The 18151-nt window shown below is 45.5% G+C and carries 21 protein-coding genes; 15 read left to right on the forward strand and 6 right to left on the reverse strand.

Translation table 11 applies throughout. The features are described from left to right. Positions 1 to 5: 5 nt before the first annotated feature. The 4 genes from MSG38_RS19465 to MSG38_RS19480 form a co-directional block, all read right to left on the reverse strand. Positions 6 to 218: a YheU family protein gene (locus MSG38_RS19465; protein WP_010435208.1), complete on the reverse strand. Its 213-nt coding sequence runs from the start codon at positions 216 to 218 to the stop codon at positions 6 to 8. 95 nt (positions 219 to 313) lie between these two features. Continuing rightward, entirely contained in the window at positions 314 to 1306 is a 993-nt protein-coding gene (locus tag MSG38_RS19470) for a hydrolase (protein WP_048605370.1), read from the reverse strand. 204 nt (positions 1307 to 1510) lie between these two features. Beyond that, positions 1511 to 1981, reverse strand: a complete 471-nt coding sequence (locus tag MSG38_RS19475; RefSeq protein ID WP_248402434.1) for a TIGR02444 family protein — start codon at positions 1979 to 1981, stop codon at positions 1511 to 1513. Continuing rightward, positions 1978 to 3900, reverse strand: a complete 1923-nt coding sequence (locus MSG38_RS19480; RefSeq protein ID WP_017061112.1) for an ABC transporter ATP-binding protein — start codon at positions 3898 to 3900, stop codon at positions 1978 to 1980. Before MSG38_RS19480 ends, MSG38_RS19475 begins: the two co-directional genes overlap by 4 nt. Positions 3901 to 4074: 174 nt before the next feature. Between MSG38_RS19480 and kefG the strand changes: the two genes are divergently transcribed. The 5 genes from kefG (at position 4075) to MSG38_RS19505 (ending at position 8667) form a co-directional block, all read left to right on the forward strand. Next, positions 4075 to 4659, forward strand: a complete 585-nt coding sequence (kefG, locus tag MSG38_RS19485) for a glutathione-regulated potassium-efflux system ancillary protein KefG (RefSeq protein WP_019825343.1) — start codon at positions 4075 to 4077, stop codon at positions 4657 to 4659. Then, positions 4646 to 6442, forward strand: coding sequence for a glutathione-regulated potassium-efflux system protein KefB (kefB, locus tag MSG38_RS19490; protein ID WP_248402435.1), 1797 nt, complete (start codon positions 4646 to 4648; stop codon positions 6440 to 6442). Before kefG ends, kefB begins: the two co-directional genes overlap by 14 nt. Before the next feature lie 156 nt (positions 6443 to 6598). Beyond that, positions 6599 to 6799 carry a YheV family putative zinc ribbon protein gene (locus MSG38_RS19495; protein WP_004737184.1) on the forward strand — a complete coding sequence of 67 codons (201 nt, stop codon included), beginning with the start codon at positions 6599 to 6601 and terminating at the stop codon, positions 6797 to 6799. 94 nt (positions 6800 to 6893) lie between these two features. Then, on the forward strand, positions 6894 to 7484 hold the full coding sequence (slyD, locus tag MSG38_RS19500; RefSeq protein ID WP_017061108.1) for a peptidylprolyl isomerase: 591 nt from the start codon (positions 6894 to 6896) through the stop codon (positions 7482 to 7484). Positions 7485 to 7701: 217 nt separating this feature from the next. Beyond that, positions 7702 to 8667: an isoaspartyl peptidase/L-asparaginase gene (locus tag MSG38_RS19505; protein ID WP_050052680.1), complete on the forward strand. Its 966-nt coding sequence runs from the start codon at positions 7702 to 7704 to the stop codon at positions 8665 to 8667. 184 nt (positions 8668 to 8851) lie between these two features. On the opposite strand, the gene MSG38_RS19510 is transcribed toward MSG38_RS19505, so the two are convergent. Then, entirely contained in the window at positions 8852 to 9079 is a 228-nt protein-coding gene (locus MSG38_RS19510; protein ID WP_248402436.1) for a SlyX family protein, read from the reverse strand. 5 nt (positions 9080 to 9084) lie between these two features. Beyond that, the gene (locus MSG38_RS19515; protein WP_017063707.1) at positions 9085 to 10062 is read right to left on the reverse strand and encodes a PQQ-binding-like beta-propeller repeat protein; all 978 of its coding nucleotides are present in this window, start codon (positions 10060 to 10062) and stop codon (positions 9085 to 9087) included. 131 nt (positions 10063 to 10193) lie between these two features. Between MSG38_RS19515 and fkpA the strand changes: the two genes are divergently transcribed. From fkpA to MSG38_RS19565, 10 genes are all read left to right on the forward strand, one after another. Next, positions 10194 to 10970: an FKBP-type peptidyl-prolyl cis-trans isomerase gene (gene fkpA, locus MSG38_RS19520; protein WP_017061105.1), complete on the forward strand. Its 777-nt coding sequence runs from the start codon at positions 10194 to 10196 to the stop codon at positions 10968 to 10970. Positions 10971 to 11175: 205 nt separating this feature from the next. Next, positions 11176 to 11901: a transcriptional regulator gene (locus MSG38_RS19525; RefSeq protein ID WP_004729851.1), complete on the forward strand. Its 726-nt coding sequence runs from the start codon at positions 11176 to 11178 to the stop codon at positions 11899 to 11901. Beyond that, positions 11895 to 12284, forward strand: coding sequence for a sulfurtransferase complex subunit TusD (gene tusD / locus MSG38_RS19530; protein WP_017063709.1), 390 nt, complete (start codon positions 11895 to 11897; stop codon positions 12282 to 12284). Before MSG38_RS19525 ends, tusD begins: the two co-directional genes overlap by 7 nt. Beyond that, positions 12281 to 12637 (forward strand): sulfurtransferase complex subunit TusC, encoded by a 357-nt coding sequence (gene tusC / locus MSG38_RS19535; protein WP_248402437.1) that lies wholly within the window; start codon positions 12281 to 12283, stop codon positions 12635 to 12637. The genes tusD and tusC overlap by 4 nt, the downstream gene beginning before the upstream one ends. A gap of 8 nt (positions 12638 to 12645) precedes the next feature. Further along, positions 12646 to 12921, forward strand: coding sequence for a sulfurtransferase complex subunit TusB (gene tusB, locus MSG38_RS19540; RefSeq protein ID WP_017063711.1), 276 nt, complete (start codon positions 12646 to 12648; stop codon positions 12919 to 12921). Positions 12922 to 13103: 182 nt separating this feature from the next. Beyond that, positions 13104 to 13478, forward strand: a complete 375-nt coding sequence (gene rpsL / locus MSG38_RS19545; RefSeq protein ID WP_004737194.1) for a 30S ribosomal protein S12 — start codon at positions 13104 to 13106, stop codon at positions 13476 to 13478. Positions 13479 to 13584: 106 nt separating this feature from the next. After that, positions 13585 to 14055 (forward strand): 30S ribosomal protein S7, encoded by a 471-nt coding sequence (rpsG, locus tag MSG38_RS19550; RefSeq protein WP_010435163.1) that lies wholly within the window; start codon positions 13585 to 13587, stop codon positions 14053 to 14055. Positions 14056 to 14220: 165 nt separating this feature from the next. Next, entirely contained in the window at positions 14221 to 16317 is a 2097-nt protein-coding gene (gene fusA, locus MSG38_RS19555) for an elongation factor G (RefSeq protein WP_017061101.1), read from the forward strand. Between the two features lie 147 nt (positions 16318 to 16464). Next, positions 16465 to 17649, forward strand: a complete 1185-nt coding sequence (gene tuf, locus MSG38_RS19560) for an elongation factor Tu (RefSeq protein WP_010435158.1) — start codon at positions 16465 to 16467, stop codon at positions 17647 to 17649. A gap of 313 nt (positions 17650 to 17962) precedes the next feature. Further along, a complete protein-coding gene (locus MSG38_RS19565; RefSeq protein ID WP_017629804.1) occupies positions 17963 to 18151 on the forward strand; it encodes a bacterioferritin-associated ferredoxin in 189 nt (62 codons plus the stop codon).

Genomic DNA, 18151 nt, shown 5'->3' on the forward strand with positions numbered 1-18151 from the left:
GCAGCTTAGAAGCGTTTTGTGACCTGAATATCAACGGTTTCATGGAGCTCAGAAAACACGATGCTGACTTCTCCTGAAGCTAATTGATGTTTCACTTGGTCAATCTTGTTTTGTAGTGAAACCTCTACGTCGCCGTAGTCTGTGCCTTCACGCAGCACGAACTCTTTGATGAGGTTTTCCAGTGTCTCTGGCGCAATGTCTTGCCATGGGATGATCATAAATACTTCTCTCTTTTATGTTCATAAATAGGTTTATTGATGTAGAAATGCGTGTGCTTAGTATTGTTTTACTTCTATTTACTAAGGCTCGGTCATTATGCCGAATCTTGGATACTTTCATAGTAGGCAGGCAAGGCTTCTTCTAACCAAAACCTTGGCTTGAGTGTGCTGCCAGTAATAAACCCCACATGGCCGCCTTTTTGAAACAGTCGATAATCGATGTTATCGGGCAGAACGAACTTTGGGATCACATCATCGGTCATGAAAGGGTCGTCTTTGGCATGAATGATCTGAGTCGGCAGTTTGATCTTATTGAGCTTAGGCAGCGCAGAACATTGCGCATAATAATCTTGGGCATTTTTGAAGCCGTGCAGAGGCGCAGTGATTCGTTCATCAAACTCATACAGTTTGGTGATGTTCTTGATGGCTTCAGCGGTGATGCCAAGTTTTTCCTGTAGTAGGTTAACCTTTTTTAGCGCATTCGATTTTAGAGAGTTGAGCAGGTACTTCTTATAGAGTTTGGAGAAACCGCGCTCAATGCGACTAGAGCAACACGCTAAGTCAAAAGGAGCAGATACGATGGTCGCCGCCGACAGCAATGGGTCGTCTGCGTACTCAGCCAAATAGTTCGCCAGCATGTTTCCACCTAAAGATATGCCAACCGCAACCTTAGGGTTATTCGGAAACTGGGCGTGCAGGTGTCTTAGAAAAAAACGCGCATCTTCGACTTCACCTGAATGGTAAGCGCGAGCCAGGCGATTGGGTTTTCCGCTGCAGCCTCTGAAGTGCATCATCACGGACAACCAACCATCTTTAGCAAACGCATTCATCAGCCCGTTGGCGTAAGGGCTCTCAAAGCTACCTTCTAAACCGTGGAATAGAACGAATATCGGCTTGCTACTGCGATCATTATTATTTGAGGTGTCACCGTCTGGTGATTCGCTCCAAGCAAGATCAAGAAAGTCACCATCGGGTGTTTCTAAGGTTTGCCAGTGAGGATGAAACAGCGCCTGCTTTCTAATAAACCGTGGCACCAAGGTTTGTAAGTGCGGATTAGAGAGACCAGCGGCTGCGGTAAATATTGTCATAAAACAGTCCATGCTTATTTATGGGCTTTGGTAAATGCCGAATTTGTAACGGAACGCCCACGTTTTTATTTGAGCTTGGTTGATTCTCGGCGTAAGCGCAAGGCTTTCACTTATACGAGATACAAAAACAGGCTATGGGTAACCGGTTGAATAATATCAAAGTTAAGCTTGGATCTTGATGGAATAAAAAGGAAAGAGAACGAGCTAGGGCTGTGGTGCTGGTTCAGAAAAAGCGTCGTAGAGGTTTTCTGCCCCTAATAAACGACAGTACTGAAAAGCGAGCGGTGATTGCTGATTAGCGTACAGTTGTAGGGAGTTAATACAGTCGACAAGATCGGATTGTTGTTGCTTCTCAAGCTGTAACTCAAACTGCAAGGCTTCACGGTATAGTGAGTCGACAACGTGCGCTTTGAGATGTTTACGCAGCTCTCTATAACTATGAAGCAGGGTTTCAGAGCGGCTCAAGCACTGTTGAACCTTGTGCCACTCTTCTTCAGCAAAAGACAATTGCTGCTCATCAAGCCATTTGAGAAGCAGCAGTAGATTGACGTTGCCGTGAAACTGGTTTTGCAAAGCTAGGCACGCATCCTTTACACCGCGCACACTGTAATACTGAAGGCTAAATTGCCATAGTCGTTCCAGTGTTAGTGATATTGGGGCGTGCTCTCGGCTCATAAGCTATCCATATCCTGTTCCATCTGCTCAAGCTCTTCTTGAGTGGACATCCAATCCATTTCAACTTCTTCTAGCTGTGACTTACTGCTCGCTTGGAGAGCGAGTACTTTATTCAGTTTAGCCTTATTTTCAGCTTCATACAGTGAAGTGTCGGATAATTCTTGCTCAGCTTCTTCAAGAGCCTGCGTTAATTTATCCATCTGCTTTTCAAATTGAGTCAGCTTTTTACGAAGTGGTGCCGTCAGTTTACGGAACTCGGCTTCTTTACGTTTCTGCTCTTTTTTCGCCGCTGCACTGTTGGCGCCGTCTTTGGCTGGTGCCAATGCTTGTGCTTCTTTGCGCTCAACTTTCTGCTGTTCGGTTAGCCACTTGTAGTAATCGCTTAAGTCACCATCAAACGGTGCTACTTGGCGGTCGTGTACAAGGTATAAATCATCGGTAGTCGCACGCAGTAGGTAACGGTCGTGCGATACGATAACCATTGCGCCTTCAAACGTCTGCAGGGCAAAAGTCAGCGCTTGACGCATGTCGAGATCCAAGTGGTTGGTTGGTTCATCGAGTAGCAACAGGTTTGGTTTTTGCCATACCAGTAGCGCCAGAACTAAACGCGCTTTTTCACCACCCGAGAAGGGCGCCACTTTATCGAGTGCTTTTTCACCTTGGAAACCGAAGCTACCTAGGTAATCACGCAGTTGTTGCTCGGTGTGCTTAGGGGCAATCTGCATCATATGTTGCAGCGGTGTTTCTTCTGGGTGCAGAGTCTCTAATTGGTGCTGTGCAAAGTAACCAATCTTAACGCCTTGCGAATAACTCAGTTCACCGCCTTGCTGTTTCAGTTCGCCAGAAAGCAGTTTAATCAGTGTTGATTTACCAGCACCATTTCGACCAAGTAGACCAATACGGCTGCCCGGCACTAGGTTCAAGCGAATCTTCTCTAGAATCAGATTGTCATCGTAACCGGCAGAGACTTCATCCATCATCATGATTGGGTTTGGTAGTGCGTCTGGTTCTCTAAACTCAAAGCTGAATGGGTTATCAAACTGAGCAGGCAGCACTTGCTCCATTTTCTCTAGCGCTTTAATACGGCTTTGCGCTTGGCGAGCCTTTGACGCTTTGTAACGGAAACGATCAATATAGCTCTGCATGTGAGACATCTGTTTCTGCTGCTTTTGGTACATCGCTTGTTGCAGAATCAGTTTTTGCGCTCGTTGGGTTTCGAACGATGAGTAGTTACCCGTGTACTCATTGAGCTGCTGATTTTCAACGTGCACGATGCGGTTGACGATAGGGTCCAAGAAGTCTCTATCGTGCGAGATAAGTACTAGTGTGCCAGGGTAGCTTTGTAACCAACGCTCTAGCCACATTACTGCGTCTAAATCCAAGTGGTTGGTCGGTTCATCGAGTAGCAGTAGGTCACTGCGACACAGTAGGGCTTGCGCTAGGTTCAAACGCATACGCCAACCACCTGAGAATTGAGTCAGGTTCCATGTCATTTGTTCTTGGCTAAAGCCTAGGCCGTCCAGTAACTCGGCAGCACGTGCCTTGATGCTGTAACCACCAATGGTTTCAATCTTGCCGTGTATCTCTGCTACCAATGTGCCGTTGTCGGCTTGTTCAGCTTTCTCTAGTTGATCTTCAAGGCCGCGGTATTCACGGTCGCCATCAATCACGTATTCAATTGCTGTTCTTTCTAATGCAGGTGTTTCTTGAGCAACCCAAGCCATTTCCCAATGGGCTGGTTTACTGAATGAACCTGCATCAATCGACAGTTCGTCCTTAATTAAGGCGAATAGCGTAGATTTACCACAGCCGTTTTTACCAACCAAACCGATCTTGTCGCCAGGGTGAAAAGTCGCAGATGCTTGGTCGAGGAGTGGCTTACCGCCGCGTAGCAATTGAATATCAGAGAAAGTAATCATAATTGAAATAGCATAGAAATTAGAGGTGAACAGACGCCTGCATAGTAGGCTGAAACCAGATAAAAGTCGATCACAATGCAATTTGCGTTATGATGCCAATAACATATTAATAACTTTTGCTTAAATTCTTGTGGCCTTGCCACCGTTTAGCCCTCAAAGGAATGTTTCAAAGGAATGAGTAATACTCCCTCGACAGACAAAGTCGTGCCAAAGGTGTTGATCATCTACGCGCACCCAGAGCCGCAAACCTCTATTGCTAATCAGATGATGGTTAAGAAGGTAGAGTCGCTCGGTCATGTCAAAGTTCATGATCTCTACGCCATCTACCCTGACTTCTTTATTGATGTGCCTTATGAGCATGAATTGCTCCTTCAGTACGATGTGATCGTGTTTCAGCATCCTCTGTTTATGTATTCCTGCCCTTCATTGTTAAAAGAGTGGTTTGATCGCGTGTTAGGCAAGGGTTTTGCGTTTGGTGAGCAAAGTGCGCTTAAAGGCAAACACTGGCGCAGTGTGATTACTACCGGTGGTAAAGAAGAGGCGTTTGGTGCCGCAGGCTATAATAAATATCCATTACAAGAGATCTTGCAACCGTTTGAGCTCACCGCTTCTTTGTGTCAAATGAACTGGATATCCCCTTTGGTTTTACACTGGGCACGAAATGTCACCGATATGACGCGTTACCAACACGCCGAAGCGTATCGAAATTGGTTGCGAGACCCGCTACAAGATATAGGAGCAGATGATGGCTCTGACTAATGATTTTCTACAAAGTAGCGTTATATTTTTAGCGGCTGCTGTGGTTGCGGTTCCTATCGCACAGCGCGCTGGTTTGGGTTCAGTACTCGGTTACCTATTAGCGGGCGTGGCAATTGGCCCATGGGGACTTGGCCTAATCAGTGATGTAGAGGCGATTCTACACTTCTCCGAATTCGGGGTGGTACTACTGCTCTTCCTGATTGGTCTCGAACTTAACCCGAAAAAACTGTGGCAGATGCGAGCCCCTATTCTCGGGTTGGGTGGCGCGCAAGTGCTGATCACCACTCTGATTATTACCGCCATCGCGTGTATGTTTGGTTTAACTTGGCAAACTAGCTTAGTCATCGGCATGGGTTTAGCTTTGTCTTCGACCGCTATTGCGTTGCGTGTTATTGAAGAGCGAGAGCTTGGTGGAAAAGAAGCCGGGCAGTCAGGCTTTGCGGTATTACTTTTCCAAGATATCGCCGTTATTCCAATGTTGGCGATGCTGCCTCTGCTTGCGGGTAATACGGGCGGCAGCTGGGCTGACATGCTGTGGATGCTAGGCGGTGTGATTGGCTTGCTTGTCGGTGGTCACTTCTTGTTGAGACCACTGTTCCGATACGTAGTGATGAGTGGTGTGCGTGAGTTATTCACCGTTGCAGCGCTGTTACTTGTGATTGGTATTGCCGTGATCATGCAACAGATTGGCTTATCGATGGCATTAGGTACCTTCCTAGCGGGAGTACTTCTGGCTGAAAGTGAATACCGACACGAACTTGAGATCGCGATTGACCCATTCAAAGGGTTGCTGCTCGGCCTGTTCTTTATCTCGGTTGGTATGGCGGTAAACCTAGGTCTATTGGCAGAAAGCCCATTCGCGATACTGATTGCCGTACTGGCCCTCGTGGTGTTGAAAGGTTTAGTGCTGTACGCGCTGGCTCGTATCTTTGGAACGCAGGCAAAAGCACGTAGCCGTATGGCGATGATTCTTAGCCAAGGTGGTGAGTTTGCTTTCGTTATTTTTACCGCAGCGAGCGCTCAAGGCATCTTAAGTGGCGAACAAGTGTCGTTCTTACTGGTAGTGGTGAGTTTGTCTATGGTGACCACGCCATTGATGCTTAAGCTGCAAGACCGATTCTTTGCTCGTCAACTGAACCAAATCAGCGAAAGTGCGATGTCTTCGGATGTGGTCGATCGTAGCCCTCGAGTGATCATTGCGGGCTTTGGTCGTTTCGGTCAGATCATTGGCCGCTTGATGTACGCCAATAAGATTCGTATCACCGTTCTTGAGAGTGATGCCAGTCAAATCCATATCCTTAGAAAGTTTGGCTACAAGGTATTTTACGGAGACTCGACTCACCTCGAGCTATTACGCGCAGCCGGTGCTGATAAAGCAGAAGCGATAGTGCTTTGTACGGACTCCCCTGATGAAATCATGAAAACCGTCGATTTATGTAAGCAGCACTTCCCTCGCTTAAAGATCTTAGCGCGTGCTCGAAGCCGTGTTGAAGCGTATCAATTACTTAACCACGGTGTGAGTAACTACTCTCGTGAAACCTTCCTTGGAGCCCTGGATTTAGGTCGTCAAACATTGACTGAACTTGGCATGCATCCATATAAAGCGAAGCGAGCAGAAGCACACTTTAGAAAGTTGGATAATGGTATGCTGAAAGAGTTACTGCCTCAGCATAACGAAGATGCCGAGTTAGCCCAAAGAGCGAAAGAGGCTCGTAAAGAGCTTGAAGAGATCTTTGGACACGAGATGGAAAACGATCACCAATCTCGAAACTATTGGCAGTAGCTTGAAGTGATAACTCATGCTTGAGCTTAAAAATTAAGCTTGGGCATAGAAATAACAGACTAAAGAACCAATCTAATAATAAACGCGGTCTCTGCTTAACTTCTCAATAAAGTGAGTGGGAAGAACCGCGAATCCAGAGTAGTAAAGGATATGAACGTGAAACAGAAAAAGCGCTTTATCGCAGGGGCAAGCTGCCCAAGTTGCAACACTCAAGACACACTCCGTTGGTGGATTGAAAACAATATCGAGCTGGTGGAATGTGTCGATTGTGACTTCTCAGAACAGCGTAAACCGAAAACTGTAGAGAAATCTGAACACGCGAATCAAGAAATGATCGGTATTTTTAAGCCAGAATGATTGAGTTTCGTTAATTGATCCCCATAATATCCCGGTACAGAATTTTTCCTAAGCTCAACTGTTCGAGCTTAGTCCAAACCTCCTTGGAGCTCTCATGAAAATTGAAAAGAACGTAGTAGTTAGTGTTGCATATCAAGTGAAACTTGAAGATGGCGTAGTAGTTGACCAATCAACTGCAGAAGCTCCACTAGATTACCTTCACGGTCACAACAACCTAATTACAGGTCTTGAAAAAGAGCTTGAAGGCAAAGTAGCTGGCGACAAGTTCTCTGCAACAGTTACTCCAGAAGACGCATACGGCGAGCACAACGACGCACTAGTTCAACGTGTTCCTGCTGACGTATTCCAAGGTGTTGAGCAAATCGAAGTTGGCATGCGTTTCCTAGCGGATACTGACCAAGGTCCAATCCCAGTTGAAGTTACTGAAGTAGATGGCGACGAAGTTGTTGTTGATGGTAACCACATGCTAGCTGGCCAAACTCTAACGTTTGACGTTGAAGTTGTAGCGGTTCGTGAAGCGACTGAAGAAGAAGTTCAACACGGTCACGTACACCAAGAAGGCGGCTGTGGCGGTCACGACCACGATCATGACCACGAAGGCGGTTGCTGTGGTGGCGAAGGCCATGACCACGGTGAAGAGAAAAAAGACGGCTGCTGCGGCGGCGGTAGCTGTGGTTCTCACTAATACCGAATTAACGGTTTAGTTTAAGAATCTTGAAAGCCTCCCTTGTGGAGGCTTTTTGCGTTTAGGAGTCTAGCTTTTTGACCTCGCTTTTCTCTACCAAACTAAGTGTCCGCAAATCTAAGCATTCGCAAAAGTTTGGTTTTCGCTATCAGACATAGAACCATGGATGTGGTATTGATAGCACAACATTATAAGACGACGTCAGTGGAGAGTTTGTATGTCACAGCCTTTTTCAATTGCCATTCATGGTGGTGCAGGAACCATCTTGCGAGAGCAAATGAGCGATGAATTAAAAGCGGGTATTACTGAGGCTTTGGAAAAATCGGTTTTGGCTGGTTATCAAATATTGCAATCGGGTGGTGATGCTCTGGATGCGGTAGTGGCATCAGTTAAGGTGATGGAAGACAGCCCCCACTTTAATGCTGGTAAGGGCTCTGTTTTAACGCATGATGAATTTGTTGAGATGGACGCTTCTGTGATGCACGGCCGCGAAATGGATGCGGGTGCTATTGCAGGCGTTCGCCATATCAAAAACCCAATTGAGCTTGCACGTGATGTGATGCTGAAAAGCGACCATGTGTTGTTGATTGGTGAAGGTGCCGAGAAGTTTGCGTTTGAGCATGAGTACACCTTTACCGAGCAAGACTACTTCTTTACTGAACGCCGCTATGATCAACTTCAGTCGATGAAAGAGAAAGGCATCTTTGCTCTGTCTGAAGCGAAATATGATGAACAGCAAGCTGAGAAATACCCCGACGACAAAAAGTACGGCACGGTCGGTGCAGTCGCATTAGACCAAGCGGGCAACTTAGCAGCAGCAACCAGTACCGGTGGCGTGACCAATAAGAAATACGGCCGTGTGGGTGACTCTCCGATCATTGGGGCGGGAACCATCGCTGAAAATGGCAACGTTGCCGTCTCAACAACCGGAATGGGTGAGTTCTTCCTACGTAAAATGGTCGCCAGTGATGTCGCAGCACGAATGCGTTATCTGAAAGAAGATGTACACACCGCTTGTGAAACGATCATTCAAGGTGAATTGAAAACTATGGGTGGAGAAGGCGGCTTGATCGCTATCGATGGCCAAGGCGATATTCATTTTGGTATGAACAGCTCAGGAATGTATCGTGCAAGTGTTGATACTCAAGGTCGTGTTGAAGTGAAGATTTATGCCGATGATTAAATTGGTATCGGCTTAATTGGCTTTATTTAGCTTATTTGGTCAGATGAAATAAACAAAAGGGCGACAGATAAGTATCTGTCGCCCTTTTAGTTTTCTATGTCTCGTTCTGAAATGTGTTTACACATTGAGGACGAGAAACTAACGATATGCGTCGCTAGAATCAATTCGTTATTTTGAACCGCACTTAATAGTGTGGAGGTGGCGTCTCTTCTGATGCGTCAGCTAGATTAGAGCCATCCATATTTTTTACCTTGCCAACCACGAACTTCATCTGGTCTTGCATTCTCGCGATCAACATTTGTTGTTGGCTAAGCGCTTCATTGAGTTCTTCAATGGTCTGTTCTTGGAAAGCTAGCTGACACTCTAGGTCATTTACGCGGCTTTCTAGTTGTTCAACTCGCTTTTCTGTCATCGTTCTTAATCCACATTCCAAGCTTGGGCAATGCCCGCAGAGGTGCCCGATATCACACGGTTCTTATCATCAAAGGCTGCATCATACACTACCGCACGGGGAGGGCGAGCATCTTTTAGTGGCTCAGCATCGTGGCGAGAAATTCGTTTGCCATCCTGAGTATTCCACACACTCACTTGGCTGGATGGCGTGCCCGTCACCAACATGCTGCCGTCATCAGAAAAACGCGCACTCGAGAAAATCAACTGTCGAGACCAGCTTTGTAGTTGTGCTTGAGGTTCACCCGTTTCAAGATCCCAAATCATCGCTTGATTGCCGCCGTCAGAAGTAAAAGCCAGCTCGCCATCGCGTTGTAGCGCGACTCGTACTACTCTTTGTTCATGCTCAAAGGTGCGCAATACCAAGCCCGACTCGGTATCCCAAAGGTAGGCTTTGTAGTCGTTACCACCGGATAAGGCGTAGCGTCCATTGGACGAAAGGGACACAGAATTCACTTTTTCTCGGTGAGCGAGGAACTCCAGACGGCGTCCGGTGACTAAGTCCACATAGATGGCTTTGCCATTAGAAAGGCCAAGCAGTACTTTTTCACCATTGCTAGAGATATCGACATCGCGAATCAAGCCATCAGAGATAGACCATAGCCCTTGTGCTTGAGTCCAAGATAGGTCCCAAACGGCGAAGTTCATCTGGCTAGCGGTAATGGCAAAACGGCCATTGTCCGAGATACGGATACGCGATACTTGGTTTTCTAACTGATCTTGTGGACCAAGCTGAGCCAACTCTTGGTCTTCGGCGAGGTCCCAAAGGAGCAGTTGCTTTTGCTGAGAGTAGAGCAGGGCGAAGCGTCCATCTCTGCTGAGTGCAAAGCTGGTGGCACCATTGGGCTCAATTTCCCAACGTTGCTCATCATCTTGGAAGAAAAAGCAACCATTTAACAAGGTGATGACAATTGTACATAGCAATGAGTGGAAAAATATTCGCATCACATCTAATAATCCGGTTTGTGTCGAAAGACATATGACTAGTATATTGTTATAACTAACGTATTCACACCAATCTAATCATTAGATTTGTGCACAATAACCAATGGCTTGGCCATTAATTGGAGAATTCAATGAAATCAGTTTTAAAAGTATCACTGCTTGCCGCAACGGTTATGCTAGCAGTTGGTTGTCAGAAAGAAGAACCAAAGGCAGAAGCTCCACAGGTAGAAGAAGTTAAAGTTGAAGCAGTAAACTTTAAAACAGAAGATGACAAAGCGGCTTACGCAATCGGTGTATCTTTCGCTAACTACCTAAGCACAAGCATTGATAAGCCAAGCGAGCTAGGTATCAACCTAGACAAAGATATGGTTCTTCAAGGTATCGAAGACGTATTCGCAGAGAAAACAGCACTTAACGAAGAAGAAACTCGCGCAGCTCTTGAAGCTCTAGACAAGCGTGTTGCTGAAACGATGCAAGCACAAGCGGCAGAAAAATCTGCAGAAGTGAAGAAAGCCGGTGATGACTTCCGCGCTGAGTTCGCTAAAACTGAAGGCGTTAAGCAAACTGAATCTGGTCTACTTTACCAAGTAATGACGGCTGGTGAAGGCGCTTCTCCAAAAGACACTGATACCGTTCAAGTACACTACAAAGGTACGCTAACAGATGGTACTCAGTTCGACAGCTCTTACGATCGTGGCGAACCAGCAACATTCCCACTAAACCGCGTAATCCCAGGCTGGACTGAAGGCGTACAACTGATGCAAGTTGGTTCTAAGTACAAGTTCGTTATCCCGCCAGAGCTAGCATACGGTGAGCAAGACACACCGACTATCCCTGCTAACTCAACGCTAGTATTCGAAGTAGAACTACTAAACATCGATAACGCTGAAGCAGCTCCTGCACAGTAATATCGGTTAAAAGCCTCGTACTAAAATACGTTGATTGAATAAAAAGCCTAACTTTGAGTTAGGCTTTTTTTATGATTTGAAGATGAGTATTTGATTTTTAAACTTGTTCTAAATCACTAGTTGCAATGTTAGCTAGGTGTGCAATTAAAATTTTCTGATAAACTTACATAAATTTGTTGATTTTTCACACGAAGGTAAGGAATAAGTGACTACTACAGAAACAGTCAATGCAGATGTGTTACTTGAAATGGAATCAGTCCACGTTATGCCATTCAGTGAACACGATAAAATCATTCTAAGATCTTATGAGGCCGTTGTTGACGGTATTGCGAGCCTTATTGGTCCGTTTTGTGAAATCGTTTTGCACTCTTTAGAAGACCTCAATACTTCTGCGATTAAAATTGCCAACGGCGAAAATACAGGTCGTCAGGTTGGCTCGCCGATCACCGATCTTGCACTGAAGATGCTAAAAGATATTGAAGGTTCTAAGCGTAACTTCTCACGTTCATACTTCACTCGCGCTAAAGGCGGAGTGTTGATGAAGTCGATCACGGTTGCTATCCGCAACGGTGAAGACCGAGTGATTGGCCTACTGTGTATTAACGTGAATCTAGACGCGCCATTCTCACAAGTGCTGCAATCGTTCATGCCTACACAAGACGCAGACGAAGCCGCATCATCGGTTAACTTCGCTAGTGACGTTGAAGAACTTGTCGACCAAACGGTTGAACGCACCATTGAAGAAATTAACGCTGACAAATCGGTATCGAACAATACTAAGAACCGTCAGATCGTTATGGAGCTGTACGACAAAGGTATTTTCGATATTAAAGACGCGATTAACCGCGTTGCTGAGCGACTGAACATCTCTAAGCACACCGTGTACCTATACATCCGCCAACGTAAAACAGAGGATGAAGAGGGTTGCTAAGCTATACACTCCTAGTTAATGGGCCGGTGTATGGCTCACAGTCAGCAAGAAGTGCCTACCAGTTTGCCGTGGCTCTGATTAAACAGGGCCACAAACTTCACAGTGTATTCTTCTATCAAGATGGCGTCAGTAACGGCTCAGACCTTACCGTACCGGCTAACGATGAATTTGATTTAGCTTCAGCTTGGCAAAAGCTGGCTGATGAACACGATGTTAGCCTTGAAACCTGTGTGGCAGCTGCGCTAAGACGCGGAGTGATTAGCTCTGAAGAAGCAGAGCAACATCAACTAAGTGCCTCTAACCTAGCCACTGGATTTACTCAGGCCGGATTAGGGAGCTTATCGGAAGCGCTACTAACACAAGATAGGGTTGTGCAGTTTTGAGAAAGTTAGCCTTTATATTTAACAGTTTCCCTCATACAACTGCTGCGGGTAGAGAAGGGTTAGACGCATTACTTGCTGCGTCCGCCTACAGTGAAGACATTGCCGTGTTCTTTGTTGGCGATGGCGTGACACAGCTTCTCAAAGCGCAGCAGCCCGACGAAACACTATCGCGTGACTACATCTCTGCATTCAAACTTATGGACCTGTACGACATCGAACAGGTGTATGTGTGTCAGCGTAGTCTGAGTCAGTTTGGTCTTTCAGCAGACAACCTGCTGATCGATGCAACCACCGTTGAAGCTGACGAGTTAACGCAGAAGTTAACTCAGTGCCAACAGATACTGACTTTCTAGGGGACGCTATGCTTCATATCGTAAAATCAGTCGACAAACTGAAACTCGCATTGACCTATTCTCAGCCACAAGATCAGTATCTTTTGGTGGAAGATGCGGTGTACGTTTGCCTTCCAAATCATGAGTTATTCACTCAAATCTGCGCTGTAGAGCAGGTGTCGGTGTTAAAACCAGATCTCGATAGCCGAGGTTTACAACTACTTGTCTCAAGTACCATTGATCAAGTTGACTTCGATGGCTTCGTTAAACTGACGGTTTTGAACGACAAATCAGTAACTTGGTAAGCGTGTTCTATCAGTTTGGTTAAAATTAGACCATCCTGAGCTCTAGACGGCTAAAAAAGATCTGTATATTTCTTGACACACCTCCCACTGCTGAATAGAATTTTGCGTCCCTAATTACGACTTGTGATTAGGGATAGATTTTTCACAAAGCTTACTTTCAAGTAAATTTCAGGAGCTAGTTAATGGCAACTATTAACCAGTTGGTTCGCAAGCCTCGTGTAAAGCAAGTTGTTAAAAGCAACGTGCCTGCACTAGAAGCGTGCCCACAAAAACGTGGTGTATGTACTCGTGTTTACACTACTACACCTAAAAAACCTAACTCGGCACTACGTAAAGTATGTCGTGTACGTCTAACTAACGGTTTCGAAGTAACTTCGTACATCGGCGGTGAAGGCCACAACCTACAAGAGCACAGTGTTGTACTAATCCGTGGCGGTCGTGTAAAAGACCTTCCGGGTGTTCGTTACCACACTGTTCGCGGCGCACTTGACTGTGCTGGCGTTAACGACCGTAAACAAGGTCGTTCTAAGTACGGTGTGAAACGTCCTAAGTCTTAATTGATTCTCTTTTTAAAAAGAAATCGTTAAGTAAGGCCAAACACTATTTTATTTATTATTCTGAAAAGTTTTGGAAAAAACCTGAAGAAGACAACGGAGAATATCCATGCCACGTCGTCGCGTAATAGGTCAGCGTAAGATCCTTCCAGATCCTAAGTTCAAATCTGAATTGCTGGCAAAATTCGTTAACATCCTTATGGTTGACGGAAAGAAATCTACTGCAGAAAAAATCGTTTACACTGCACTAGATTCAATGGCTGAGAAGTCTGGTAAAGACCACTTAGCTGTATTTGAAGAAGCTCTTGAAAATGTTCGCCCAGCGGTAGAAGTTAAATCTCGCCGTGTAGGTGGTTCAACTTACCAAGTACCTGTAGAAGTTCGTCCGGTTCGCCGTAACGCTCTTGCTATGCGTTGGGTAGTTGAAGCTGCGCGTAAGCGTGGTGAAAAATCTATGGCTCAACGCCTAGCTGCTGAAATGCTAGACGCGTCTGAGAACAAAGGTACTGCGGTTAAGAAACGTGAAGACGTTCACCGCATGGCTGACGCAAACAAAGCGTTCGCACATTACCGTTGGTAATACCTTTTTAGTGCTGCAAGGTTCCTTGCAGCACTTCTTTAGTTCCTATGCTTATGCTAGGAACTATTGCTATTTCTAGGGCAAGCAATTTTAGCGAAGCATCGCTTTTAACGCATAATCTAGACATAGCAATAGTCCCTAAGTCTCTAATAAGAGGATTCAACCGTGGCTCGTAAAACTCCTATAGAGCAATACCGTAATATCGGTATCGTTGCTCACGTAGATGCAGGTAAAACAACCACAAGTGAACGTATTCTGTTCTATACCGGTCTTTCTCACAAAATCGGCGAAGTTCACGATGGTGCAGCAACCATGGACTGGATGGAGCAAGAGCAAGAGCGCGGTATTACGATCACTTCAGCAGCAACCACTACGTTTTGGCGTGGTATGGAAGCTCAGTTCTCGGACCACCGTATCAACATCATCGACACTCCTGGACACGTTGACTTCACAATCGAAGTAGAACGTTCTTTGCGTGTACTTGATGGTGCAGTTGTTGTGTTCTGTGGCTCATCTGGTGTTGAACCTCAGTCAGAGACAGTATGGCGTCAAGCTGATAAGTACCAAGTTCCACGTATGGTTTTCGTTAATAAAATGGACCGTACCGGCGCAGACTTCTTGCGCGTAGTTGAACAGATCAAGGACCGCTTAGGCGCAACTCCTGTTCCAATTCAACTGAACATTGGTGCTGAAGAAAACTTCCAAGGCGTTGTCGATCTTATCAAGATGAAGGCAATTAACTGGAACGAAGCTGACCAAGGCATGACTTTCACGTACGAAGATATTCCTGCAGACATGCAAGAAATGGCTGAAGAATATCGTACAGAACTTGTTGAAGCTGCTGCAGAAGCAAATGAAGAGCTGATGGATAAGTACCTTGAAGAAGGTGAACTAACAGAAGCTGAAATCAAACAAGGTCTTCGTACTCGTACCCTTAATAATGAAATTGTACTTGCTACTTGTGGTAGTGCATTCAAAAACAAAGGTGTACAAGCTGTTCTAGATGCAGTTGTTGATTTCCTTCCTTCTCCAGTCGATGTGCCTGCAATTAAAGGTATCGATGAAGACGAGAATGAAGCAGAGCGTCACGCGGACGACAAAGAACCGTTCTCAGCGCTAGCATTTAAGATCGCAACAGACCCATTTGTTGGTACTCTTACCTTCATCCGTGTTTACTCTGGTGTTGTAGAAAGCGGTAAAACTGCTTACAACTCTGTGAAGAAACAACGTGAACGCTTAGGTCGCATTGTTCAAATGCACTCAAACAAGCGTGAAGAAGTAAAAGAAGTACGAGCAGGTGACATCGCAGCCATCATTGGTCTGAAAGATGTAACTACTGGTGAAACCCTTTGTGACCAGAACCATAAGATTGTTCTTGAGCGCATGGAGTTCCCAGATCCAGTTATTCAGATCGTTGTAGAGCCAAGCTCTCAAGCTGATCAAGATAAAATGACTATCGCTCTAGGTAAACTAGCAGCGGAAGACCCATCGTTCCGCGTTGATATGGATGCGGAAACTGGCCAGACTCTGATTTCTGGTATGGGTGAACTACACTTAGATATCATCGTTGACCGTATGAAGCGCGAATTTAGCGTGAACTGCAACGTTGGTAACCCGCAAGTGGCTTACCGTGAGACTATTCGTGGTACAGCGAAAGCGGAAGGTAAATTTATCCGTGAACATGGTGGTAAAGGTCAGTACGGTCACGTATGGCTGAAACTGGAACCATCAGAAGCTGGCGAAGGCTTTGTCTTTGTGGATGAAATTGCCAATGGTATCGTACCGAAAGAGTTTATCGCTTCAGTTGCTAAAGGCGTTGAAGAGCAGATGAACAATGGTGTGCTTGCTGGCTATCCAGTTTTGGATATCAAAGCTACACTATATGATGGTTCTTACCATGAAACAGATTCAAGTGAGATGGCGTTTACAATCGCTGCCTCTATGGCTTTCAGAACGGGTGCACTTGAAGCGCAACCGGTTCTGCTTGAGCCTATGATGAAAGTTGAAGTAACTACTCCAGAAGACTGGATGGGTGACGTTGTTGGCGATATTAACCGTCGTCGCGGCATCATCGAAGGTATGGACGAGGGGACAGCTGGCCTGAAGATAATTCGTGCACAAGTTCCGTTGTCTGTCATGTTCGGTTACGCAACTGATTTACGTTCTGCGACACAAGGTCGTGCTTCTTACTCTATGGAGTTTAGTGAGTACGCTGAAGTGCCTAACAATGTTGCAAAAGCAATCATTGCAGAGCGTGGTTAAACAAAAGGAAGGCATTTTTTTTCATTTTTTGAAAGAACAATGCGTCCAAATATTGCGCTAACGAGAGTTGGCGCATAAAATAGCAATTTCTGGCGCGTCTCGCTCAATAATGAACGTGGCGAATCATAACTAGGAAGGAACACGATTGTGTCTAAAGAAAAATTTGAACGTACGAAACCGCACGTAAACGTTGGTACTATCGGCCACGTTGACCACGGTAAAACAACTCTAACTGCTGCTATCTGTACTACTCTTGCAAAAGTATACGGCGGTGTTGCTAAAGATTTCGCATCTATCGATAACGCTCCAGAAGAGCGTGAGCGCGGTATCACAATCGCAACTTCTCACGTTGAGTACGACACTCCAGCACGTCACTACGCACACGTAGACTGTCCAGGACACGCGGATTATGTTAAAAACATGATCACTGGTGCTGCACAAATGGACGGCGGTATCCTAGTTGTTGCTGCGACTGACGGCCCTATGCCTCAAACTCGTGAGCACATCCTACTTGGTCGTCAAGTTGGTATCCCTTACATCATCGTATTCATGAACAAATGTGACATGGTAGATGACGAAGAGCTACTTGAGCTAGTTGAGATGGAAGTTCGTGAACTTCTTTCTGAATACGACTTCCCAGGTGATGACCTACCAGTTATCCAAGGTTCTGCACTTGGCGCACTAAACGGCGAGAAGCAGTGGGAAGACAAGATCGTTGAGCTTGCAGAAGCACTAGATTCTTACATTCCTGAGCCAGAGCGTGCAGTTGACCAACCGTTCCTACTACCAATTGAAGATGTATTCTCAATCCAAGGTCGTGGTACTGTTGTAACTGGTCGTATCGAGCGCGGTATCCTACGTGTAGGTGACGAAGTAGAAATCGTTGGTATTAAAGAGACTACTCTTACTACTTGTACTGGTGTTGAAATGTTCCGTAAACTGCTTGACGAAGGTCGTGCAGGTGAGAACGTTGGTGCACTTCTACGTGGTACTAAGCGTGATGACGTTGAACGTGGTCAAGTACTTTCTGCGAAAGGTTCTATCAACCCACACACTAAGTTTGAGTCTGAAGTATACGTACTTTCTAAAGACGAAGGCGGCCGTCACACTCCTTTCTTCAAAGGTTACCGTCCACAGTTCTACTTCCGTACAACTGACGTAACAGGCGATATCACTCTACCTGAAGGCGTAGAAATGGTAATGCCAGGTGACAACGTTCAAATGACTGTTGAGCTAATCGCTCCAATCGCAATGGACGAAGGTCTACGTTTCGCAATCCGCGAAGGTGGCCGTACAGTTGGTGCTGGTGTTGTAGCTAAAATCTTCGCTTAATAGCATTTAGATTTTTGCACTCTCTTCATTAGAAGAGCACGCATCTGAAAAGGGGAGCTTCGGCTTCCCTTTTTATTTTGGTTATAAGGGAAATTCATCAAACTTTAGAACAGCTAACTATATTCCAATTTAAATACAGTTATTTACTGACCCACCTTGATCACGCATTTCCGTTATACAACCTTCACAGCCAATTTTTCCAATTACTCGCAAAACACTATAACCAATCGATATAACCAAACAGTAAATATGACTGGTAATAAGAATGATTCCTTTTTATATTTAAGCCTAAGTTAAAGATTTAGGTTTTAGTATGTACATTTGTTTATGCCATGGGGTTTCGGATAAAAAAATCCGCAAGCTCGTGATAGAAGAGGGCATTACTGACATCAAAGGAATTAAAAAATGTACAGCACTTGGCAGTCAATGCGGCAAGTGTGTACGTTCAGCAAAAGAAGTCATTAACGATACTGCGAAAGACCTGTTCAAACAGGCAAGCTAG

Origin of the sequence: Vibrio sp. 1CM24A (assembly GCF_023161725.1) — a bacterium.
GTDB lineage: Bacteria > Pseudomonadota > Gammaproteobacteria > Enterobacterales > Vibrionaceae > Vibrio > Vibrio coralliirubri.